This window comes from Campylobacter concisus (genome assembly GCF_902460575.1).
Taxonomy (GTDB): domain Bacteria; phylum Campylobacterota; class Campylobacteria; order Campylobacterales; family Campylobacteraceae; genus Campylobacter_A; species Campylobacter_A concisus_AW.
In genome coordinates this window covers 316937-338472 of sequence record NZ_CABPUY010000002.1, presented here as the reverse complement: position 1 = coordinate 338472, position 21536 = coordinate 316937, and the positions used below count along the sequence as shown (strand labels likewise).

21 protein-coding genes are annotated in these 21536 nt (G+C 40.8%); all 21 read right to left on the bottom strand.

The genetic code is table 11. The features are described from left to right. Positions 1-9: 9 nt before the first annotated feature. The 21 genes from F3G76_RS05615 to F3G76_RS05520 all read right to left on the bottom strand — a co-directional run bounded on the left by F3G76_RS05615 (position 10) and on the right by F3G76_RS05520 (position 21488). Positions 10-2172, bottom strand: coding sequence for an LPS-assembly protein LptD (locus F3G76_RS05615; protein WP_149706152.1), 2163 nt, complete (start codon positions 2170-2172; stop codon positions 10-12). After that, positions 2165-2614 carry an RDD family protein gene (locus F3G76_RS05610; protein WP_002941696.1) on the bottom strand — a complete coding sequence of 150 codons (450 nt, stop codon included), beginning with the start codon at positions 2612-2614 and terminating at the stop codon, positions 2165-2167. The genes F3G76_RS05615 and F3G76_RS05610 overlap by 8 nt, the downstream gene beginning before the upstream one ends. After that, positions 2611-3855 (bottom strand): phosphoribosylamine--glycine ligase, encoded by a 1245-nt coding sequence (gene purD, locus F3G76_RS05605; protein WP_103599109.1) that lies wholly within the window; start codon positions 3853-3855, stop codon positions 2611-2613. Before purD ends, F3G76_RS05610 begins: the two co-directional genes overlap by 4 nt. Positions 3856-4087: 232 nt before the next feature. After that, the gene (locus F3G76_RS05600) at positions 4088-4726 is read right to left on the bottom strand and encodes a uroporphyrinogen-III synthase (protein WP_149706151.1); all 639 of its coding nucleotides are present in this window, start codon (positions 4724-4726) and stop codon (positions 4088-4090) included. Next, on the bottom strand, positions 4719-4928 hold the full coding sequence (locus F3G76_RS10765; protein ID WP_223227431.1) for a hypothetical protein: 210 nt from the start codon (positions 4926-4928) through the stop codon (positions 4719-4721). Before F3G76_RS10765 ends, F3G76_RS05600 begins: the two co-directional genes overlap by 8 nt. After that, on the bottom strand, positions 4901-5878 hold the full coding sequence (locus F3G76_RS05595; protein WP_223227430.1) for a Bcr/CflA family efflux MFS transporter: 978 nt from the start codon (positions 5876-5878) through the stop codon (positions 4901-4903). Before F3G76_RS05595 ends, F3G76_RS10765 begins: the two co-directional genes overlap by 28 nt. A 109-nt stretch (positions 5879-5987) precedes the next feature. After that, the gene (locus F3G76_RS05590; RefSeq protein ID WP_012140225.1) at positions 5988-6632 is read right to left on the bottom strand and encodes a cupin domain-containing protein; all 645 of its coding nucleotides are present in this window, start codon (positions 6630-6632) and stop codon (positions 5988-5990) included. Between the two features lie 73 nt (positions 6633-6705). Further along, positions 6706-8571, bottom strand: coding sequence for a bifunctional tRNA (5-methylaminomethyl-2-thiouridine)(34)-methyltransferase MnmC2/FAD-dependent 5-carboxymethylaminomethyl-2-thiouridine(34) oxidoreductase MnmC1 (gene mnmC, locus F3G76_RS05585; RefSeq protein ID WP_149706150.1), 1866 nt, complete (start codon positions 8569-8571; stop codon positions 6706-6708). Next, positions 8568-10013 (bottom strand): N-acetylmuramoyl-L-alanine amidase family protein, encoded by a 1446-nt coding sequence (locus tag F3G76_RS05580; protein WP_149706149.1) that lies wholly within the window; start codon positions 10011-10013, stop codon positions 8568-8570. Before F3G76_RS05580 ends, mnmC begins: the two co-directional genes overlap by 4 nt. Continuing rightward, entirely contained in the window at positions 10010-11101 is a 1092-nt protein-coding gene (locus tag F3G76_RS05575; protein WP_021092139.1) for a nitronate monooxygenase, read from the bottom strand. Before F3G76_RS05575 ends, F3G76_RS05580 begins: the two co-directional genes overlap by 4 nt. Further along, on the bottom strand, positions 11102-12310 hold the full coding sequence (tyrS, locus tag F3G76_RS05570; protein ID WP_103637173.1) for a tyrosine--tRNA ligase: 1209 nt from the start codon (positions 12308-12310) through the stop codon (positions 11102-11104). 9 nt (positions 12311-12319) lie between these two features. Continuing rightward, complete coding sequence (locus F3G76_RS05565; protein ID WP_148818781.1) at positions 12320-14509, bottom strand: RelA/SpoT family protein; 2190 nt, start codon at positions 14507-14509, stop codon at positions 12320-12322. After that, positions 14496-14711: a DNA-directed RNA polymerase subunit omega gene (locus F3G76_RS05560; RefSeq protein WP_004317259.1), complete on the bottom strand. Its 216-nt coding sequence runs from the start codon at positions 14709-14711 to the stop codon at positions 14496-14498. The genes F3G76_RS05565 and F3G76_RS05560 overlap by 14 nt, the downstream gene beginning before the upstream one ends. 18 nt (positions 14712-14729) lie before the next feature. After that, the gene (gene pyrH / locus F3G76_RS05555) at positions 14730-15446 is read right to left on the bottom strand and encodes a UMP kinase (protein WP_004317255.1); all 717 of its coding nucleotides are present in this window, start codon (positions 15444-15446) and stop codon (positions 14730-14732) included. A gap of 73 nt (positions 15447-15519) precedes the next feature. Beyond that, complete coding sequence (locus F3G76_RS05550; protein ID WP_149706148.1) at positions 15520-16737, bottom strand: murein hydrolase activator EnvC family protein; 1218 nt, start codon at positions 16735-16737, stop codon at positions 15520-15522. Further along, a complete protein-coding gene (locus F3G76_RS05545) occupies positions 16734-17549 on the bottom strand; it encodes a cell division protein FtsX (protein ID WP_149706147.1) in 816 nt (271 codons plus the stop codon). Before F3G76_RS05545 ends, F3G76_RS05550 begins: the two co-directional genes overlap by 4 nt. Beyond that, a complete protein-coding gene (locus F3G76_RS05540; protein WP_004317228.1) occupies positions 17536-18207 on the bottom strand; it encodes a cell division ATP-binding protein FtsE in 672 nt (223 codons plus the stop codon). Before F3G76_RS05540 ends, F3G76_RS05545 begins: the two co-directional genes overlap by 14 nt. Further along, on the bottom strand, positions 18191-19378 hold the full coding sequence (gene trmB, locus F3G76_RS05535; RefSeq protein WP_149706146.1) for a tRNA (guanosine(46)-N7)-methyltransferase TrmB: 1188 nt from the start codon (positions 19376-19378) through the stop codon (positions 18191-18193). The genes F3G76_RS05540 and trmB overlap by 17 nt, the downstream gene beginning before the upstream one ends. Next, positions 19378-19707, bottom strand: a complete 330-nt coding sequence (locus F3G76_RS05530; protein ID WP_223227429.1) for a hypothetical protein — start codon at positions 19705-19707, stop codon at positions 19378-19380. Before F3G76_RS05530 ends, trmB begins: the two co-directional genes overlap by 1 nt. Positions 19708-19909: 202 nt before the next feature. Next, positions 19910-20584: a fibronectin type III domain-containing protein gene (locus tag F3G76_RS05525; protein WP_180995389.1), complete on the bottom strand. Its 675-nt coding sequence runs from the start codon at positions 20582-20584 to the stop codon at positions 19910-19912. Next, positions 20517-21488 carry an RluA family pseudouridine synthase gene (locus F3G76_RS05520; RefSeq protein WP_004317239.1) on the bottom strand — a complete coding sequence of 324 codons (972 nt, stop codon included), beginning with the start codon at positions 21486-21488 and terminating at the stop codon, positions 20517-20519. The genes F3G76_RS05525 and F3G76_RS05520 overlap by 68 nt, the downstream gene beginning before the upstream one ends. Positions 21489-21536 lie beyond the last annotated feature (48 nt).

Sequence of the window (21536 nt, the reverse complement as noted above, 5' to 3'; positions counted from 1 at the left end):
CTAGCCATCTTATTTGCTACTTGATGAAGTGGTGCTGCTTTGTGAAAAGTCATAGTGCAAGCCGCCCATCGGATAGAAATTTATAGTAAAGTAGATGCCGCTTTTCTTAGTTGAGGCTGAGCCATTTGTCGTTGTTGTAGGCTCGACATCGTGTTGATAAATTAGCCCGTAGTTCCAGCACTTCCTTTGATGAAGCACGCCAACTCTCCAGCTCTTTGTGTAGCTTCTTTCAAGGTCGTATTGCCAGCCGCCAATTAAGCTATATTGATGCGGGAGTTTTACACCTGCACTACTTGTAAAGTAGCTATCTTTTGTTGCACTATTTTTAGCCTTGCTATCACTCTTTTTCATCGTATGGAGCATATTTATCCAAAATAGATCGTGCGTATAGTAAAGTCCGTTTTGCACCTTTTTAAGCTCTCTATCTTTGTGTGAGTACTCAAGCTTGTTATAAAGGCTAAAATTCTCAAACGGATATAGATAGATGGCATTTTTTAAATTTGAATACTCATCATCTTTTGTGTAGTAACCTTGTGAGATGCTGTGTTTGACAACCTTTCTGCCGCTGCCGTTAAAGAAATACTGCGTCAAATAGCCAGAAACTTCCTCTTTGCTCTGATCTTGAGCTAAGAAATTTTCATACTCATTTAGATCTTTGTCATAGATAAACTCGTCGTCTAAATTTCCTTTTCTGTAGCCTGGTAGCAAATATTCAGCACCAAAATTTAAAGTGTGATAAAAGCTCTCATACGCCTTTGCAAGGTCTGTGTGAAGAGCAAATTTATGGTAGTTATTTACAAAATTTGCGTGTTTATCTTCTCTTTTGTCATCAAATGAATTTATCTTGTTTTCGTAGTTTATCCTTGAAGCGTAAAGGTACTCATAAAATGAAAATGTTAAGCTATCATCAAATAGTGGCACATGCACTGAAGCTGGTAGAGTAAATTCATACTGAGTTGCTCTAACGCCTATCTTTCTATCATATCTATGCGATTGAAGATCGAGTGAATATAAGATATTTGGCAAGACTATGTCGTCTGTAAATTTATGATACTGAAGCGATGGAAGCTCTTGAAGCGTATCTTTGTTTTCGTTCTTTGAGCCGATCTTTTCGGTATCTATGTAGTATTTCGCATAGGCGCCAAAGTAGTGATCGTCATTTGCTATGAAGTAGTTAAATTTAGAGGTGACAAGTGAGTCATAGTCATCATCCCTGCCCTTTAAATTTAGATAGTCTATATCATTTAGCTTGGTTGCATCTATCCACATGCCCTCTTGCAGATCGGCCTCGCTAAGGTATTTTATGAGTTTATCTCTTTCATATTTTAGCCCGACACCTTTGTGAGTTTTGTTTTTTAGCTCAGCTCTGTTTGAAGTCTCGCTTTTTTGTTTGGCTCGGTAGCTGTTTTTATCAGTAAATGAACCAAAGCTGATCTCACCTCTTGAATCAGGCGAATCAGTAAATCTAAAAGCACCGTAAATTCCAGCACCCCTGTTTGTTCTTATCTGCGGATCAAACTCCAGATCCCACTCATTATAAGGTGCAAAATAAATCGGCTGTTTGTAATAAAAACCTTCAGATTTTCCGTATCCAAGCTCTGGTGGCAAAAGTCCTGTCCTTCTTGTAGTATCAGTTGAGAAGCCAAAGTATGGCAGGTAAAAGACTGGCACATTTGCTATGCGAAAGACTGGGTTAAAAAGGTGCAGAAATTTACTCTGTTTGTTTAGCATGGCTGAGCTTGAGGTGATGCTCCAGTCAGGATCTTGGACGTTGCAGCTTGAAACCATCGCCTTTCTTACTCTGTAGTACTCGCTATCAGAGCTGCTCTCATCGCTTCTCATCCACACTTCCATGTCTTTGTTCATCATAAAGAGCGACTCAAAAGCAGCGTTGTTGTTTTTTAAATTTAGCTTAGCGTAGTTTGAGCGAGAGACCTCATCTTTGCCCTTCATCATATTGACATTGCCAAATAGCTCAATGACTGAGTTGTTTTGATCATAAACAGCACAATCAGCCGTCACAAGATACTCTTGCGAATATACTACGACGTTTTTGTTTGCCGTTACGATGCCTTTATCTTGCTTCACATCATCAGCTAATAGCTGCACATCTTGCACTGCTGCACTTAAACTAAAAACACAAATTGGAATCAAAAATAAAATTTTACGCATTTATCACCACTGTTTTTGCTATTTTGTCTTGCCACGTCTGCCTTGCAGGGTTTGAAAGTGCCCACGCAAAGCCAAGATAAAAACAAGCTTCACTAACTATCCTAAATATCGCCCTAACAAGACTTTGAGTTAAATTTGGCTTATCTAAAATTTCTACATTTATACACATCGTCTTTGTTATCATCTGCCCGAGGCTTGCGCCATAATACCAAACAAAAAATGTGTGATAGATGACTTTTAAAGCGACCACTTGCCAAAATAAATTTAATACTAAATTTCTAGCGTCATCATAGTTAGTGCTAGTAGAAAGAGGCTCCCAATAGATAATCATAAAAAGAAACGAAACTATGATCTCATCGATAGAAAACGCCATGATCCTCTTAGCAAAAGGAGCAAGTGAAATTTCTTCGTTTTGAAGTTTCTCTTCTATCTGCATACTCATTTTAGAGCCTGCCACGCGATATCTTTTCTAAAGTGTGCTCCGTCAAATTTGACATTTTCGCAAAGCTCATAGGCCTTATCACGTGCCTCTTTTATGCTCTTTGCAGTCGCCACGCAGACTAGCACTCTGCCCCCATCTGCATAAATTTCATCGCCCTCTTTGCTCACGCCTGCGTAAGCTATATGGGCATCTTTTACATCATTTAAAACAGAAATTTTAGCCTTTGGGCTACTTTTATAAGGATAATTTTTGCTAGACATCACGACGCCAACAGCAAATTCATCTTTTAAACTAATAGGCTTTAACTCACCCTTTGCAGCGTTTAGTAAAATTTCACTCAAATTTCCGTCAATTAATGGCATCAAGACCTCGCACTCAGGATCGCCAAATCTCACGTTAAACTCAAGCACATAAGGCTCATTTTTCACGATCATCAACCCCACAAAAAGCACTCCACAAAACGGACTGCCCTCGTTTTTCATCCCTTTTAACGTAGGTTTTACAACCTCTTCTTCGACCCTTTTTATAAGCTCTTTTGAAGCAAGTGGGCTTGGAGCATAAGCGCCCATGCCGCCAGTATTTGGACCCTCGTCGTTATCAAGTAGGCGTTTGTGGTCTTGCGCCACTGGCAAGCTTACAAAATTTTCGCCGTCACAAATGGCAAAAAAGCTTAACTCAAAGCCGTCTAAAAACTCTTCAACCACCACAAATTTACCAGCATCACCAAAGCTAGCCCCACTTAGCATGTCGCTAACTGCTTCTTTGGCTTCCTCTTTGGAATTTGCGATGATCACGCCTTTTCCAGCGCAAAGTCCGTCAGCCTTTACGACCATCGGAGCGCTTAGGGTATCAATAAATTTAAATGCTTTTTCTTTATCGTCTGTGTTTAAATATTTTGCAGTTTTTATATTATTTCTAGCTAAAAAGTCCTTCATATAGGCCTTGCTAGCCTCAAGTCTAGCAGCTGCTTTGCTTGGTCCAAAGATGAGCAAACCCTCTTTTTTAAAGATATCTACTACGCCTTCGCTAAGAGGCGCTTCGGGTCCCACGATAGTTAGCTCGATACTATTTTTTTTGGCAAAATTTGCTAGCTCATGAAAGTCTTTTATGTTTAAATTCTCACCAAGGCGTGAGGTCGCACCATTTCCAGGAGCAAAGTATAAATTTATATTTTTTTCACTTTTTAGTTTTAGAGCAATGGCGTATTCGCGACCGCCACTTCCTATTATGAGAATGTTCATATTATCTCCGTAAATTTAAAAACCCAAGTGGGCGTCGCATAGAAGAGTGGCCCATAAACAAAGCCAATCTTGCAAATAGATGGATACCAAAAGGTTGCAACTTCTCGCTGTTTAAGGCTCAAACGAAGCCACATCGCAAGGCACCCATACCTTTTCGCTAACAAAAAAGTGTTGGACCCCGTAAAATGCTGACTCGCTTCACTCAGGCAATAAAATTATATAAATTCTTTGCTTAAAGTAACGTTTTGGCAAGTGCGATACAAGCGTTTATATCTTGACTTTGACTAACAAGTGGTGTGCTAAATTTTAGCTCTTTTGCAGTGACCTTTCCGATGCTTATCGTTTGATAGCTCTCGTCCCAGCCAAAATTAGCAAGAAAATTTCTCACATTTATCGGAGATGCGAAGATCAAAATGCTATTTTTTGGTGGTTTTAGCTCCATTTTGCAAGGATTTAAGACATTTTCATAGGCAATGACCGCCTTTATATTTACGCCGCCATCTTGCAAAATTTCTAAGAAATTTGAAGCGCTATCTTTGCCCTTTAGATAAAGAACCTTTTTACCCTTTAAAAGTGGCAAAATTTCTCTCGCAAAGTCATCTCCATGAGCATTTTGCCCAGTGTAAATTTCACTAAAACCAAACTCTCTTGCAGCCGCCGCACAGCCACTTGCTATGGCAAAAACTGGTAAATTTATAGGCGAAATGTCATTAAATTTTAAAGCCTTAAAGGCATTTTTTGAAGTTGCTACAAGCGCATCAAATTCGCTTAAATTTATCTCAAATTTCAAAAACTCAATCCTACTAACGCTTAAATTTACAACGCTCTTATCAGCCGTCTTTGTGTTTGAGACAAGATAAATTTTACGCAACTCTTTTTAGCCCTAAAAATGAGATAAAGGCAAGCACGCTGCAAGCTAAAATAGCTATTGAAGTAGAGTAAAAAATGTCACCAAGGCCAACTAGCGGCGAGATGATGCCGCCTAAGAAAAATGGGCAAAATCCAAGCACCGCTGAGGCCGAGCCAGCGTACTCTCTGCCCTCATTCATCGCAAGTGATGAGGCTGTTGGCAAGATAAAGCCAGTAAAGAGCAAAAGCAAAAAAATGCGATGATAACGCCGATCACCTCAAATTTAAAGCAAAGCATAAACGCTATAAAAATACTAGCAAACAAGGTGCCAAAAAGCCCAGTTTTTAGCGCTTTTCGTTCATTTAGCAAGCTTGCAAGCCTAGCACCTATGACGATGGCTAGGCCATTTGCCGCAAAGCAAAAGCTGTAGCTTACTGGGCTTAGCAGGTAAAACTCTTGTAAGATAAAAGAAGATGCCGCGATATAGGCAAACATCGCAGCCATCGTAAATGTCTGGATCGCAATAAATAGCATAAATTTCTTTTTTCTTAAAATTTTGCCAAAGACACCGTAAGTCTGAAGCAGTGGTACTTTTAGGCGATCTCTCTGGTTTAGGCTCTCTTTGAAGTAAAAATTTGCGATAAATAGTACAATGCCAATGATAGTTAGTGCCATAAAGATGCCGCGCCAGTCGGTAAATTTAAGTAGCAAGCTGCCACCTATTGGCGAAAGTATCGGAGCAAGGCCATTTATAACCATCATAAGGCTAAAGAATTTAGTCATCTCATGGCCCTTATAAAGGTCGCTCACAACGGCTCTTGAGATGACAAGACTGCCCGCACTTGCAAGCCCTTGAATAATGCGCATAAAGATAAAAAACTGGATATTTTGCGCAAAAAATATAAAAATCGTGCTTACCGTATAGACGATGAGCGAGATGGTAAGTGGCGTTTTTCGGCCAAATTTATCGCTGATTGGGCCAATTATTAGCTGACCGATCGCAAGGCCTGCCATCGAAGTAGTTATAGTTAACTGTGTGGCAGAGATACTTGTGCTAAACCACTCAGTTATGGCTGGAAGTGCTGGCAAGTAAAGGTCTGTGACAAATGGTCCAAAGGCTGAAAGCACGCCTAAAAATATCAGTAAAAATAGTTTGGAATTTTCTTTTCTCATCGCTCTTCTTTTTTTTAAAAACGATTATATTATGACTTTGCTTTTTGGGTTATTAAGGGTAAATTTAATGTGATTTATAAAAGAGAAAAGCCCTAAAATAGGGCTTATTTTACATTTTATCTTTTGTGACGATTAGAAGCATTTTGAATTTGTCTTTCACTTTTAGGCCGTGTGGGATCTTGCCTGGAAGCACGATGCTATCGCCCTTTACTAGATGAAAGCTCTCATCAGCTATCTTTAAATCAAGCTCGCCATCAAGCGCGATAAGTAGCGCATCGCCTGGTGCTGCATGGGTCGAGAGCTCTTGATCTTTGTCAAAACTAAGCAGCGACATCGAGCCATTTTCGTTTTTGACAAGCGTCTTGCTAACTATCTTACCACTCTCGTAGCTAACGGCATCTGCGAGGCTAAAAACACTCGCTTTGTCTAAATGATCTATCATAACATTCTCCTTAAAATCTATTAGTAAATATTTTGTTTTCTTTGTAAATTTGAGTTTTCGCCAAGTTTTTGCCTCGATAAGGCAGGCTTCGTCGCGCCCAAGCTTCATCTGCTTTTCGCCGTATTCAAGCTGTGCTTCGCCGTCAATGACGAAGGCAAGGCTGTCTATAAAAAGCATCTCATGATCAAGCTCTTCACCCTCGTCAAATGCGTATATATCAACGCTTGCGTTTTTGTTTTGAAAGAGCCTTTTGCTAACGACGCTTTTTTCAACTATCTTTGTGTCTTTGTCAAGATTATAAATTTGACTCATTTTTTATCCTTTTTTGTGAAGGATTATAATGCAAGTTTTGATAATAGTTCTTAACATATGTTAAGAAATTTGACTATTTTAGTCCTTTTTTTAGCTTTCTTATCAAAAATCTAGCAGGATGAAGCTCAAAAAATAGCGATCTTTCTATGCAAAGTGGGCGAGCAAACACAAGATCCATTATCAAATTTGCTCCAAGTATCGCCGTGCCAAGACCACGCGAGCCGTGAGCAAAATTTACAAAGAGATTTTTTTCGTAGCTTGCTTTTGGATTATTATCTTTATTTTTACTCCAAAATAGCCCCTTATAGTTTTGCTTGTAAAACTCCTCGTCATGCAAGGCGCCGATTATCGGAAACCTATCTCCGCTATAACTTCTATAACCCACACGTGAGCCGATGATGGTTGCTTCTCTAGTGTCAAAAAACTCGCTCACGTCGCTTAAATTTTTAGCGTTATCCTCAGCTTTAGGCGTGTCGCAAATTTCATTTCTAGCGTAGGTTGCGCCGATGACTTGCACGCCTTTTACTGCTGGGCAGATGTAGCCTTTTGCGCTTAGTGGCAGCTCATTTTTTAGCGCTGGTTTTAGGTGCGTGACTTGACCTCTGACACTGCTTATTTGCATGTCGTAGCCTTTAAAAATTTCACTGCTCTTGCTGCCTGTGCAAAAGACTAAGATATCAGCCTCCAAGCTTTTTTTATTTTTAAATTTAACGCTTATCTTGCCATTTTGCAGATGCGTCCTGCTCTCATACTCGTGGTTAAATAAAATTTCAAAGTTGCTTGATAGAAATTTACAAATTTCTTTTGGCCTAGCATAAGCCGCCTCTTTTATAAATATCCCAGGATATGGCTTTAAATTCTCGTCAAATTTAAAGATTTCCTCTGCGTTTTGACCTTGCCACGAGCCATATCGCTTGACAAGCTCATCATCAAACGCATAGTCGATGCAGCCATTAAATTTGATGAGGCTTTTTGGCAAATTTGCCTTGTAAAATCTCACTGCTTGCAAAAACGCATTTATATGCATGCGGCCTAAATTTACCCCAGGCTTCGTAACTAATGGCATCAAGGCGCCGCAGTGGTTGCCTGAGCCATTTGTCGCGACCTCGCTCTTTGCCTCGGCGATCACCACTTTAAAGCCACTTTTGGCTAGCTCGCTGGCTGTTGCAAGCCCAGCCACTCCTGCTCCTATGACAAGCGCAGTTTTGCCATTTACGCTGCCAACAGGCTCGCATCTAGCAAACCAAGCGTCCTTTAAATTTTCATCCTTTTTCTCTAGCACGGCGCTACTCATCTGGCGTTTTCTAGCGTAGCCCTCTTTTAGGCTCAGCAAAAAGCCAGCATTTTTTAGCCCGTCTTTTACCATTTTTGCGCACGAGTAAGTTCTAACTATAGTACCAACCCTGCTTAGCCTTGCGATCTCTTTGAAGACATCCTCGCTCCAGATCGAGCCATTTTTACTTGGGGCAAAGCCGTCTAAAAACCAGATATCAGCGCTAAATTCAAGCTCAGGCAAAATTTGATCTGCCTCGCCGTAGCAAAGATCAAGGATGATATTTGGGGCGAAATTTATGCGGTGTATGCCAAAAATTAGCGGCGGATAGAGCGAAACTAGCTTTTTGGCATAAGCTTTAAAAATGCCTAAATTTTCATAAATTTTTAAAAGATCTTCTTTTTTGATAGGACTTTTTTCGATACTAACAAAGTGAAGTTTTTTGGGGCTATTTTTAAATTTCTTACAAAGTGTGAAGAAATTTAGCCCAGCGCCAAAGCCAGTCTCGGCGACTATAAAGCTATCTTTGCTCTGCCAAATTTCATCAAGTGCGCTCGCAAAGACAAATTCGCTCTCAAGCCAGGGTTTTTCGGTATTAAAGTAGATGTCGCCAAACTCTTCGTTAAATGGAATTTGCCCTTTAAAGCTTAAATTTGCATTTTTCATCTATTTTTTGCAAAATATCCATCTATGCCGTTTGCGATGCCGTTTGCAAGGGCTTTTTGATAGGCCTCATTAAATAGTTTTTCGCCCTCGACTGGATGTGTGATGTAGCCGATTTCTACAAGAACCGCTGGCATAAGAGCACCCACGAGTACCCAAAATGGCGCCTCTCTCACGCTGCCGTCGCTGGCTGCATAGACCTTTCTAGCGCTTGCTAAAATGTCCTTTTGGATGTCGATACCAAGCTTGTTTGAAGCGATGATCTTCTCGCGGTTTAGCACGTTTAGAAACGTCTGCTGAGAAAAGTAGTTCATCTCTTCGATGTCTGATTTATTTTCAAGTGCGGCTGCGTTTTTGCTACGCTCACTCCTTGCAGGCGATAAGAAAAAGGTCTCGATGCCGTGCATGCTCTTTGCTTTAGCAGCGTTTGGAGCGGCGTTTGCGTGGATGGAGACAAAGAGGTCAGCCATCTTGTCGTTTGCAAATTTTGTTCTTGACCTTAAATTTATAAAAACGTCAGTTGATCTAGTGAAATAGACCTTGTAACCACGAGATTTTAGTATCTCACCAAGCTTTTTGGCTACGCCCAAAACGGCTGTTTTTTCTTTTAAACTGCCATTTACCGCACCAGGATCCGTGCCGCCATGCCCTGGGTCGATGACGATCGTTTTGTTGCGTGAAAATTTACCCGCAGCAACTGGAGGCAAAGGCTCTTCTACTGGCTCACTTTGTGCTGGCTCAGACTTTAAATTTGGCTCTACTGCGCTTTGTGCTGGCTTTTCATTTTTATTTTTAAGCTTATGAAGTGGCGCTCTTACGTTTTCATTTGAGATGAAATTTTGAGCGCTGATTATTAGCAAGTCCCCAGTTGCATTTGCCTTTATCGTCTTTTGCACCTTGTCAGAAAAGATGATCCTGACGGTGTTTTTATCATACTGCGAGATGTGGATGTAGTCTGAGATGAAATTTTTATAAGTTAGTGGGTTGCCATTTAGCCTGCCATCAATGTCCATGATATTTTTGTAGGCGTTTTGCTGTTTGGCAAATGATGTTTTTAGCTTTGCGGTATCTAGCTTTGTGTTAAATTTTAGCACCAGAGTGTCATTTACCTTTGTAGCGCTTAGTAGCGTTAAAGCTGGCGAAGCTGCTGGCATGCTAGCACCTTTTACGCCATTTATCGAATTTAGATCTCTTATATATGCGCTTGAGTCAAAACCAAGCGCCTTTGAGCTTGTTATTAGCCTTGATAGCGCTTGTTTTTTCGTGTTTTTATCGTTTTTAATGATCGCATCGACATAGATATTTTTTATATCGTTGTGAAGCTTGATCTTCGCGCTTCTGTTTAGAGCCATAAAATTTCTATCAAATTTGGCAAAAGTCTCCGAATTTGTCGTCGCAAAAAGAAAACTAAATGCTAGAAAAAGAGATATTAAAACCCGTTTCATTCACCATGTACCAGCTTATGCATTAGCTCTTTTACGCTTATTAGCTCTTTTAGTTTGTAGCCATTTGCCCCTGTGAAAAATAGCCCACTCTCTTTTTTGCCGCTATACGCGTCAAATAGCCTATCTGCGATGCAATACCCAACTTGCTTTGCCTCTTTGCCTCTTTGGCAAGGGCTCACGCAGTTGCTTATGCACTGGATCTTTGGCCCCATTCTTTTATCGACTAAATTTATCAAATTTGTTCTTATTCCGCGAGCTGGATAGCCAACTGGGCTCTTTATAAGCTCGATGTCTTTCTCTTCAGCCGCTAGCAAAACCTCTTTAAAGCCGATGTCTGCATCGCACTCGTGAGTACCGATGAAGCGTGTGCCCATCTGAACGCCGTCTGCGCCTAGCGATATCGCCTTTTCGATGTCGTTTTTATCCCAAATTCCACCAGCTGCGATGAGCGGAAAGTCACCCCACTCTTTGATCTCGGCTTTTACCTGCGGAATGAGGTTAAATAGTGAAAACTCAGGATCAAGGCACTGCTCGTATGTAAAGCCTTGATGTCCGCCACTTAGCGGTCCTTCAAGCACGACAGCATCCGGCAAGCGCTCATATCTTTGTAGCCAGCGCTTACAGATGATCTTTAGTGCTTTTGCGCTCGAGACGATCGGCACAAGTGCTATCTCTTTAAAATTTTGTGTAAATTCGGGTAAATTTGTAGGCAGACCTGCACCTGAGACGATGATGTTTATACCAGCCTCGCAAGCGTCTTTAACCACCCTTGCGTAGTCGTTTGCAGCATACATTATATTTACGCCAAGTGGCAAGTCGCCACAAATTTTACGTGCATTTTCTATGACAGCTCGAAGGCCTCTTGTAGAGTAGAAATTTTCACTTCCAAAAGGCTTTGCATTTAGCTCTTTATCTATAAATTTGCGGTTTTCATAGTAGCCTGTGCCAACTGAGCTAATTATGCCAAGACCGCCTTCTAAGCTCACATTGCCAGCTAGTTTGTCCCAGCTTATGCCAAGCCCCATACCGCCTTGAAATATCGGGTATTTTATCTCGTATTTACCTATTTTTAACGGCTTTAACTCCATTTATTCAACCTTTATCTTCGCAAATTTACGCTTTCCAACCTGCAAGATATACTCGCCTGCTCCTAATTTTAACTGCTCATCACTAATTTTTTCTTGATTGATGCTAACTGCGTTTGCTTTTATATCTCGCCTTGCTTGAGAATTTGACTCACTTAGCCCACACTGAGATAAGGCTTCAACTATCCAAATCGGTGCCTTTAAGCTAAATTCTTTCATATCAGTTGGGAGCTGATTTTGAGAGTGCACGCTGTTAAATTCAGCCATAGCAGCCTTTGCCGCCTCCTCGCCGTGATACCTCGCTGTTATCTCATAAGCAAGATCCTCTTTTGCCTTTTTTGGATGATATTTGCCACTATTTACATCATTCATCAGCTCTTCTATCTCGCCAAGATTTTTTGTGCTTAGTAGCTCATACCAGCGCCACATAAGCTCGTCACTTATGCTAAGCGTTTTTGCAAACATATCATTTGCATTTTCAGTTACGCCGATGTAGTTGCCAAGGCTCTTGCTCATCTTATTTACGCCATCAAGCCCCTCAAGAAGTGGCATCATGATGACGGCTTGCTCTTTGCCGATATTATATGTTCGCTGCAAGGTTCTGCCCATTAGAAGGTTAAATTTCTGATCCGTACCGCCCATTTCGATGTCACACTTCATAGCAACGCTATCATATCCTTGAAGAAGCGGATACATAAACTCAGAGATTGATATAGGATTGCCTGCTTTTATCCTCTTTTCAAAGTCATCTCGCTCTAGCATTCTAGCCACTGAAAATGTGCTAGTTAGCTCAATTATCCCAGCAGCGCCAAGCTCATTTGACCATTTTGAGTTAAACATTATCACAGTTTTTTTAGGATCTAAAATTTTAAAAACTTGTTCTTCATAGGTTTTGGCATTTTTTAAAACGGTCTCTTGATCTAGCTTTTTTCTAGTGGCTGACTTGCCTGTTGGGTCGCCTATTTGAGCGGTAAAATCGCCTATCAAAAACTGCACTATCGCGCCGTGTTTTTGAAGCAAAGCCATCTTGTTTAAAACGACTGTATGACCTAGGTGAAGGTCTGGAGCTGTTGGGTCAAAGCCTGCTTTTACGTAGAAATTTTCGCCTTTTTCATAATAATTTTTAACTAAATTTTCAACTCTCTCAGCATCGATCATCTCGGCAACGCCGCGGTTTATCTCTTGTAAAATATCATCTATATCTTGAACCATTTTTCTCTCCTAATTATGATATGGGTCGCTTTGCGAAACAAAATCAATAATCTTATATCTATCTTTGATCTTCTCTTTGATCTCGTTTGCATCGATGTTTTCTGCTATTTCGACGCTTATTTCAAACGTATCTCCGCTAAGATCATTTGCTTCGTTTAGCGAGATTGTAGCTAAATTTATATCAAGTCTAGCAAGATATGTTAAAAATTCAGCCAACGCACCTTTTCTATTTTCTAAATTTAATAAAATTTTATACCTATGCGGGGCATTTCTCGTCCATTTGACAAAGATGATCTCATCGCCTTTATCCATTAGCTTGCCAGCGCGCTCGCAAAGCTTGTGATGCACCGTCACGGTGTGACCATTTTTAAAGCCAACTATACTATCGCCCCTTTTTGGATTGCAGCAATAATCAAACTCGACATTTGAAATTTTATGGTTTGAGTAGATCACTATGTTTTCAAATTTTTGCTTTTTGATCTGGTATTTGTCGCCCAAAGAGATCATAAATGGGCGCTCTTTTCTGATGTATTTTTTAAGCATATTTGCCACTTCTTGCAGATACTCGCTATCAGTTGCTGCGCGAAAGACCTTTTTGCCTAAATTTTCACTCTCTACCCACTCTAAAATTCTATTTTTTGAGACGTTAAATACTGATTTTAAGATATCTATCGCCATTTTGTAGTTTATATCTCTTATCTTTTGCTTACAAAATGACCTTATCGTCGCCTTTGCCTTGCCTGTTCGCACGCTATTTATCCACGAACAGCGAAATTTAGCCTCTTCGCCAGTTACTATCCTAACGATGTCGCCATTTTTTAGCTCTGTTAAAAGCGGCATCCTAACTCGGTTTATATAAGCTTCTTTTGCGTAAAGTCCGATCTCTGAGTGAATCTCATAAGCGTAATCAAGCGCCGTAGCACCACGTGGCAATGTAAAGACCTCGCCCTTTGGAGAATAAACTGCGATATCTTCGATATATAAGCTATCTTTTGCGTATTCATATAGCTCTTCGACATTGCTCTCATTCTCGCTATTTTGCATGCTGATGTCATTTAGCCAGTCAAGCTTTGGATTTAAGAGGCTGCCCTCGCCGTTTTTATATTTCCAGTGAGCGGCAACGCCGTATTCAGCGGTTTTATGCATATCATAAGTGCGAACTTGTGCCTCAAATATGCTTTTGTTATCAAAAATGGTTGTGTGTATCGTTTGATAGCCATTTTGCTTTGGAAGCGCGATATAGTCTTTAAATCTTGAGATGAGAGGGTTAAAATTTATATGCAAATTTCCAAGTGCCAAATAGCAATCAAGCGGTTTTTGTACGATGATCCTAATGGCAAGCAAGTCAAGCACCTCTTCGATAGAAATGCCCTTTCTTTGCATCTTTAGATAGATCGAGTAGTAGTGTTTTATGCGTTTTTGTATCTCAAAAGTGCCCTCGATAAAGCCATTTTCAAGCAAAATTTGACTTACCTTTTCGTGAAAAGCATTTAGCTTTAAGCTAAGTTGCTGCTTGTTTTTGTTTAGGTAGCTATCGATCTTTGCGTATTCTTCTGGCATCGCATACTTAAAGCTTAGATCTTCAAGTATGTTTTTGATCGATGAAATTCCCAGTCTATGAGCGATCGGAGCATAGACCATAAGTGTCTCTTCGGCTATGCGTTTTTGCTTTTCAGGCCTTAGCGCTTCAAGGGTTAGCATGTTGTGAAGTCTGTCACAAAGCTTTACGACAAGGACTCTGACATCTTCTATGGAGATTAAGAGCATCTTTCTAAAAGTTAGCGCCGAGCTTGCAAGTTTTTCATTGCTATCTGAGCTTGCGAGCTTATTTTCTCTAATGGCAACTATCTTTGTAAGCCCCTCAACCAGCTTTGCCACCTCATCGCCAAATTCAGCCTGAAGCTCACCTAGCGTTACATCGGTATCTTCTACAACGTCATGAAGAAGAGCAGCTATGACCATGCTCTCATCGCCGCCCATATTTGCTACGATAGAGGCTACTAAGATGGGGTGGATGGCGTATGGTTCGCCACTTTTGCGGTATTGTCCAGCGTGAGATGTGACGCAGCTATCTACGGCTTTGTCTAAAATTTCACTTCTCTCACAAAGAGAAAAGAGCAGTTTTATCGCTTCTGAAACGTTTTTACAAGCTAAAATTTGCTCTATCAACTGCTCTAAAAAAAGACTATTTTCCTTCAACTATTGCCTCTAAGCCTATTTTGCCCTCAGCCACTTCAAGTAGTGCTATGTCGGCAAATTTCATCTTTGAAGTATCAGCATCAACTAAAGCTATGGCGCCATTTGCTAGCGCTTCTGCACGCTTTGCAACGATAAGTGAAAGCTTATATCTGTCGTCTCCTACTTGTTTTAGCGCTCTTGCTGTGATTTGTTCTGTTCTCATTTTTATCCTTTTTGAAATTTATTTTACAACTGAGTATAGGGCTGCTTCTTCTTCATTTATTATTTTTAATAAATTTCCAGCCTTAAACATATTACAAACCAAGATCGGCAGTGCGTTATCCTTTGCTAAAGCTATGGCAGTGTCGTCCATAACCTTGATGTCATCGCTCATCGCCTTTTCGTAGTTTAGTGATTTTAGAAGTTTTGCATCTTTGAATTTTTTAGGATCTTTGTCATAAACGCCATCAACTTTTGTCGCTTTTATGATCATATCTGAGCCGATCTCGATAGCTCTTAGCGTGGCTGCTGTATCTGTTGTGAAGAATGGATTGCCCGTGCCTGCAGCAAAGATAACAACTCTGCCCTTTTCCAAATGGCGCTGCGCACGTCCCACGATGAAAGTCTCGCAGATCGCCTCCATCTTGATCGCGCTTTGCACTCTTACTTCAAGTCCGCTTCTCTCCAAAGCTTCACGCATCGCGATTGAGTTGATAACAGTTGCTAGCATGCCCATGTGATCGCCACTTGTTCGTTTGATGATACCATCTTTTGCAGCGCTCACACCGCGCACTATGTTACCACCGCCTATTACGATGCCAACTTCGATCTCATTGTCGATGAGTTCTTTTATCTCGCTTGCTATAAATTTAAGTACAGCTGTGTCTATACCAAAACCATTTTCTCCAGCCAAGGCCTCGCCTGAAAATTTGACCAATACGCGTTTTCTCTTACTCATTGTCATGCTCCTTGAAATTCACGCATTTTAGCCAAAAAGCCTTTAAATTTAGCTAATAACGCTTACAAAGTGACTATTTTGAGATCATTTCAAGCGGGTCGATATGGTAGTTTCTTTGCGTTACTTCAAAAGTTAGATCGTTTCTAACTCGGCCTATGACGTAGCCTTTTTGCACGACTGAACCGACCTTTACAGTTGGCGCGATCTGGCTTAGGTGAGCGTATATCGTGTGGATGCCGTTTTCGTTTTCGATGATGACGACATTTTCAAGCATCGGAGTTGCTTTTGCAAAGACGACCTTGCCATTTAGCACGCTTTTGACCTTCGCATCTGACGTGGTTGAGCGAAGTATGACTGACTCGTTAAAAATTTTGATGTTATATATCGGATCTACGTAATTGCCGAATTTTTGCTTTACAGAGTAGCTATCAAGCGGAGCGATCGTCCTTGCGCCTGAGTATCTTTTAACCGAACTTGTCTGATAGCCCTCACCCATTGGCTGGCTCTTTTCGCCCTTTTTGCCACCTTTGCTAGCTGCTCTTTCTTGCTTTTCTCTGGCAGCTCTGGCAGCTTCATCCTCTTGCTTTTGCATGATAGCAAGCTGCTCAAGCGTCTTTCTTAGCTCGTCTTGTTGGGCTTGAAGCTTGGCTAGCTTTTTGCTGTAAATTTCTTTATCACGTTTTAGCCCGTTTATTGTATTTTTCTGCGTGCTCTCTAGGCTTTGTAGATCATTTTGCTTGCGCCTATAGTTTTTTATGCTTGAGTTTATCTCATTTATCTTACTTGATTTATTTTTTATCTTTTCTATCGTGTCTTCGTAGTTCTCACTAAGCCTTTTAAAGTCCTCTTTTGCTATGGCATTTAGCTTGGTTAAAATTTGAGATGAGATGATGCTCTCTTCGCTTTGTTTGCCCTCGCTTGCAGACATCATGAGGTCAAACGAAAGGTCTTCTGCGATGATCCTTATCATATTTTGCTCTAGCTCTTTTTGGGTGCGCTCTAGCTCTTTGTTTTGCTTTGTTAGATCATCAAGCTCAAGAAGCGCTTTTGAAGCATTTGTCTCAAGAACTGAAATTTGACCTTTTAAATTTGTGATATCGCCGCTTATGCCACGAAGTTTTTTCTCGCCATTTACGATATCGCCAGCCAAGTCATCAAGCTTTTTACTAAGCTGCTCACTCATCGCCTGCGTCGATCTTAGCGAGTTTTTGGAGTCTTTTATCTTCTCTTTAGTATTTGATGCAAAAGCTAGACTAAAAGCTAGCAAAAGTGTAAAAATTCCTTTTTTCATATCGTGCTTTTTCTAGCCTTGCTCATCACTAAACTAACAGCAAAAATGCTTAAAACCACAGCCACGCCAAATAGGATAAAAATATCTCTTGAAAGATCAAGGCTAGGCAAGACTACATCGATGCTTGCGGCATTTTCTCTAAAAATTTCAATGCTAGGCAAGAAAAAGAAAAACGCACCAACAACAATGGTCGCAACTATGCTATCAACCATGGCTGATTTATAGAGCATGGCTGATTTTAGCCAAAATGGCGCGCCAAAAAGCGTCATGATCTCGATGCGCTCTCTATGCTCAAATAGCCAAATTTTAGTCTGTTTCAGCATAAGCATAAGCCCAATGACACAAAGTATCGCCATAAATGCATAAGATATGCTTTTGGCTAAATTTAGCATCTTAAAGACCTTATCATGGGTCTTTGAAAATGTCTCGACCTTGCTTATACCATCAAATTTCAAAAGCTTTTGCTTTATCTCCTCCATATACTCTGGCGATGGAAATTCGCTTAGTCTTAGCGAGTAAAATTTAGGCAAGGCATTTTGAAGGATGGATAAATTTTTAGCCGAGATGTCGTTTGATAGGCGGTCGATTATCTTTTGCGGGCTTAGTGGCTCTACACTTGCTAGTGTGCTAACCACTGGCTTTAGCACTGGCTCGCTTAGCTCTTTGTTTGAGACCACCACGATGTTGTAGTCATTTCCCATAAGCCTCTCATACTCTCTTACGATCTTGTCCGCTGTGAGGCTAAACTGCACTGAAAATAAAAGTGCGATTAACGGCAGGATAAATCCAAGGTGGTTTTTAAGCGATCTCATGCACGCCTCCATTTTCTATGACGAAGTGGCGGTATGGGATGCGAAGCGTTGATGGGATGTGATGCGTCACCACGACCACGCTTGTGCCTAGAAATTCTCTGGCTGATTTTAGAAGCGACCAGATTACATCGCTTGAGTATTCGTCTAAATTTCCCGTTGGCTCGTCGCATAAAAGCAAATTTGGATTGTGCGCGAGTGCTCTTGCCATGGCAACTCTTTGCTGTTCGCCGCCGCTTAGCTCGCGAGGGTATTTATCAGCTTTGTGAAGCATATTTACATGTTTTAAAAGTTTAGCCACCTGTTTTTTGCTCACATTTTGATTGACGCCTTTGATGATGAGTGGTAGCATGACGTTTTTTTCGACATTCCACTCATTTATCAAGCGGTAGTTTTGAAATATAATGCCAACTCGCTGCCTAAGCTCACAAAGTCTTTTATCATCGATGTCGTCCATTTGCGTCATGCAGACATTTAGCTCACCTGCAAGGGGCGAAATTTCTCCATAAAATGACTTTAAAAGCGTGCTTTTTCCGCTTCCGCTCTTGCCTGTGATAAAGACAAAGTCATTTGCGTAGATGTCTAAATTTACGCTATTGATCACAACCTCGTTGCGCTCATAAGCTAGGCTTAAATTTCTTGCGCTAATTATCTCTTGCATCAGCCAAATACTCCTTCAAAAGCTCGTGTGCTGCTAAATTTTCACGTATTAAGATCGGTTTTTTTATAAAATATTCGCTTTTCTCATCGCTTATTTTGATGAAACACTGCTCAGGTTTGTTAAACGCTCCAAAGGCGACTTTTAGCAAAATTTCACCCTCATTTATGGTGTAAATTTCTTCAAAATGTAAAAAGTGATCCTCTTTTTTTATGATGAAATTTTTGAAATTTTTAATGATATTTTTTACGCTTGTCTTTTCTTTAAAGCTAAAATCCCCAGCTAAAACGCTCTCACTACTTTCAACCTCACAAGTATAAATAACATCGTAAATGTCCTTATCTTGGCGTCTCCAGCGGTCTTCATACTTGCTAGTTACTTCTAAATTTCTATTTTTAAAAGCCTCTATCTTTGAGTTTGCGGGCTCTAAAAATTTACTCAAACTAAAGTCGCAATACTCCTTGCTATCAGTCCGTAGCTCAAATTTACCGCCAAGCTTTAGTATCCTCTCACACTCAAGCGCAAACGCCGATGAGACTACGCGTCTATGCTCAGCCTTGTCCCACGGCACTGGAAAGTGTAAAAATACCCTATTAACTAAATTTGATCCAACAAGCGAGAGCAAGAGCCTTGCGTCGGTATTTATAAGCCTCACGTTTTCTAGGGCATTTACCTTAGCAAGCTTTGCTACTTGCTCGATGCTTGGCTTATAGACCTCTATGCCGATAACTAGGGCATTTGGGTTGTTTTTGGCCTGATAGAGCAGGTGTCTGCCAGAGCCAAAGCCTATCTCGATAAATATCTCTTTAAATTTATCCTTTAGCTCGCTAAATGCTGGCACAAACTCCTCAAGGCTTAAAATTTCACTCACTTTTTTGGTCAAATTTGTCTTTTTGACGGCAAATGCTTGGCTAATGATACCGTTACAACTTTGCTCTTTAAAAAGCTCAAGTGCTTCTTGTAAAAGGCCCACTTTAGCTGGCTTTGTAAGCTTTTCTCCCTTTACGACGACGCCGTTTTTGCCGCCTTTTACTACTAGAAAAAAGCCTTCATCTTCATTTTTTGTGTAGATGAGCCTCTCGTTTCGGCCACTTGCTTGCCAAAGAAATTTGATCTTGTCGTTACCAAATGGAAACGAGAGCTCTTTTAAGGACGAAGCGATGAAATTTGGCATTATTTTATGCTAACTTCTGCTTTTGATGACTTATCAGAGGCGATGCCGTACTCATCAACTGCTACGACGCTGTAAGAGTAGCTAGCTCCTTTTTGAACGCTGTCATCTCTAAGCCCAGTATCACTTATACCGCTAAAGACTTTCTCGCTAGCACCACTTCGATAAACTGTGTATGAACTAGCTCTATCAACTGCGTTCCAGCTTACATTTACACCGCTACCATCGTAGCTAGCGCTTATGCTTGGAGTTTTTGGCGCGCCAAGTGTGCTACCAACGATCGGCTCTTCTTGCTTCAAGCTCTCAAGACCGTCTTTATCGACAGCTGTCACTCTATAATACCTTGTCGCAGCGTTTGTATTTATGAGGTCTTCGTAGGTGTTGCTAGTCGTTTTTGCTAGATATGTGTAAGGTAAAATTTTACTTGTCGTTCTATAAACCTTAAAATAAGCAAAATCCTCAGCTGGCGCGTAATCCCACGTTAAGATGATCTTTTTTGGCGCATTTTTGGTCGCCTGGACGTTTGTTACTGATTTAGGGTAACTCCTTTGTTGTGGCGCTTATGTTTTGGCTTGGTTTTGAGATGACGCCAGAAGAAGTTTTAACTAATATCCTATACTCATAAGACCTGCCAGGTTTTACCTCAGTATCGATATACTCGGCGTTTAGTCTGCCATTTACCTCTGCTACTTGGCTAAATTTATTAGCTCCTGCATCGCTTCTTTGGATGATGTAGCTAGCTACTGTACTATCAGGATGTGGTCTCCAGATCACTTTTACACGGCCTGGAAGCCCTGTGATAGCTTGCGCAAATGGCACAGAGTCAAGTAGTGGCTTAGTAGTCGCAGTTGCGATCGCACCTGGTTGAGAGATGGCGTTGCTTGAGTAGGTTCTCATCTGATATGAGTAAGTTGTCTCTGGAGCTAGGTCGCGATCCACATAGTGCGTAGCAAAGCGGTCTTTTATGTTTGCAACTAATTGCATTTTTGAGTTTGCATCGTTTGGATTTGAACGGTAAAGGTAGTAGCCAACGACGCTCTCGTCGCTCACTGGGTTCCACTCGAAGCCAACTTCTGTCATGTCTGAAATAGTTTTTAAGCTTGTAATAGTTGGTAGTGACGTGCTTTGCTGAGTCGGTACGCTAGAGCCGCATCCCGCTAAGAAAGCTACTAAAAATGGTGTCAATATGCGTAGGGCAAATTTTTTCATCAAAAATCTCCTTGGGAATTTTTTTGTAAATTATTTGGTTAAAGTCATCATACGTTTTTGCGGTAAATTCTACCCTTTTGCCAGTTCGCGGATGGATAAAATAGAGCATATAAGCGTGAAGCATAACCCTGCTTATTTTATCGCCTTGGCTCTTAAATCCGTATAAATCATCGCCTAAAATGTGGCGATTTATGCTTGCAAGATGCACTCTTATCTGGTGCGTCCTGCCTGTAAAAAGCTTCGCTGCTATCAAATTTACTCCGCCTTCGCTTAATAAATTTACAAAGGCACTTTTTGCAAATTTAGCGTCCGCGACGATCGCTTTTTTTAGGCGGTTGTTTGGATTTCTGCCGATTGGCTTGTCGATGATAACGTCCTCTTTTAGGGGCAAGTCGGTGAGCGCTAGATAAATTCGCCCCATGCTCTTATCGCTTAGCTGCTCGCTTAGTTTTGCATGGGCGAAGTTGTTTTTAGCAACGACGATAGCACCGCTCGTACCCTTGTCTAGGCGGTGGACGATGCCAGCTCTTACGTCGCCGTTTAAATTTGAAAGCATAAAGCCCTTTTTATTTAGCCACTCAACTAACGTCGCCTCTTTGACGCTTGGGGCTTGGTGGACGACGATTTGCGGGGGCTTATTTAACACTATGAGATCGTCGTCCTCGTAGATGATCGGGATGTCAAAATTTACTTCATACTCGTTTTGCACCTCTTTTTTTGGGGCAAAATTTACGCAAATTTCATCGTTTTCATTTAACAAAAAGCTTGGTTTTGAGACTGGTTTTAAATTTACGCTTACAAGGGAGTCTTTTATTAAATTTAAAGCTTGATTGCGTGAAATTTGAAGCTCTTTGGCTACTGCAACGTCAAGTCTAGAGCTATTTAAAACATTAAATTTAACCAAAATCAAAGCCTTGTTTGTGATATAATCTAGCCCAAAAAACAAGGTTTG

Coding starts and splice junctions, on each gene's coding strand:
- pyrH (WP_004317255.1), bottom strand. CDS start 15,446: ATGAGTAAGAGAAAACGCGTATTGGTCAAATTTTCAGGCGAGGCCTTG.
- tyrS (WP_103637173.1), bottom strand. CDS start 12,310: ATGGTTCAAGATATAGATGATATTTTACAAGAGATAAACCGCGGCGTT.
- F3G76_RS05545 (WP_149706147.1), bottom strand. CDS start 17,549: ATGAGATCGCTTAAAAACCACCTTGGATTTATCCTGCCGTTAATCGCA.
- F3G76_RS05610 (WP_002941696.1), bottom strand. CDS start 2,614: ATGAGTATGCAGATAGAAGAGAAACTTCAAAACGAAGAAATTTCACTT.
- purD (WP_103599109.1), bottom strand. CDS start 3,855: ATGAACATTCTCATAATAGGAAGTGGCGGTCGCGAATACGCCATTGCT.
- F3G76_RS05615 (WP_149706152.1), bottom strand. CDS start 2,172: ATGCGTAAAATTTTATTTTTGATTCCAATTTGTGTTTTTAGTTTAAGT.
- mnmC (WP_149706150.1), bottom strand. CDS start 8,571: ATGAAAAATGCAAATTTAAGCTTTAAAGGGCAAATTCCATTTAACGAA.
- trmB (WP_149706146.1), bottom strand. CDS start 19,378: ATGCCAAATTTCATCGCTTCGTCCTTAAAAGAGCTCTCGTTTCCATTT.
- F3G76_RS05525 (WP_180995389.1), bottom strand. CDS start 20,584: ATGAAAAAATTTGCCCTACGCATATTGACACCATTTTTAGTAGCTTTC.
- F3G76_RS05575 (WP_021092139.1), bottom strand. CDS start 11,101: ATGGAGTTAAAGCCGTTAAAAATAGGTAAATACGAGATAAAATACCCG.
- F3G76_RS05540 (WP_004317228.1), bottom strand. CDS start 18,207: ATGCAAGAGATAATTAGCGCAAGAAATTTAAGCCTAGCTTATGAGCGC.
- F3G76_RS05595 (WP_223227430.1), bottom strand. CDS start 5,878: ATGAGAAAAGAAAATTCCAAACTATTTTTACTGATATTTTTAGGCGTG.
- F3G76_RS05580 (WP_149706149.1), bottom strand. CDS start 10,013: ATGAAACGGGTTTTAATATCTCTTTTTCTAGCATTTAGTTTTCTTTTT.
- F3G76_RS05560 (WP_004317259.1), bottom strand. CDS start 14,711: ATGAGAACAGAACAAATCACAGCAAGAGCGCTAAAACAAGTAGGAGAC.
- F3G76_RS05550 (WP_149706148.1), bottom strand. CDS start 16,737: ATGAAAAAAGGAATTTTTACACTTTTGCTAGCTTTTAGTCTAGCTTTT.
- F3G76_RS05590 (WP_012140225.1), bottom strand. CDS start 6,632: ATGAGTCAAATTTATAATCTTGACAAAGACACAAAGATAGTTGAAAAA.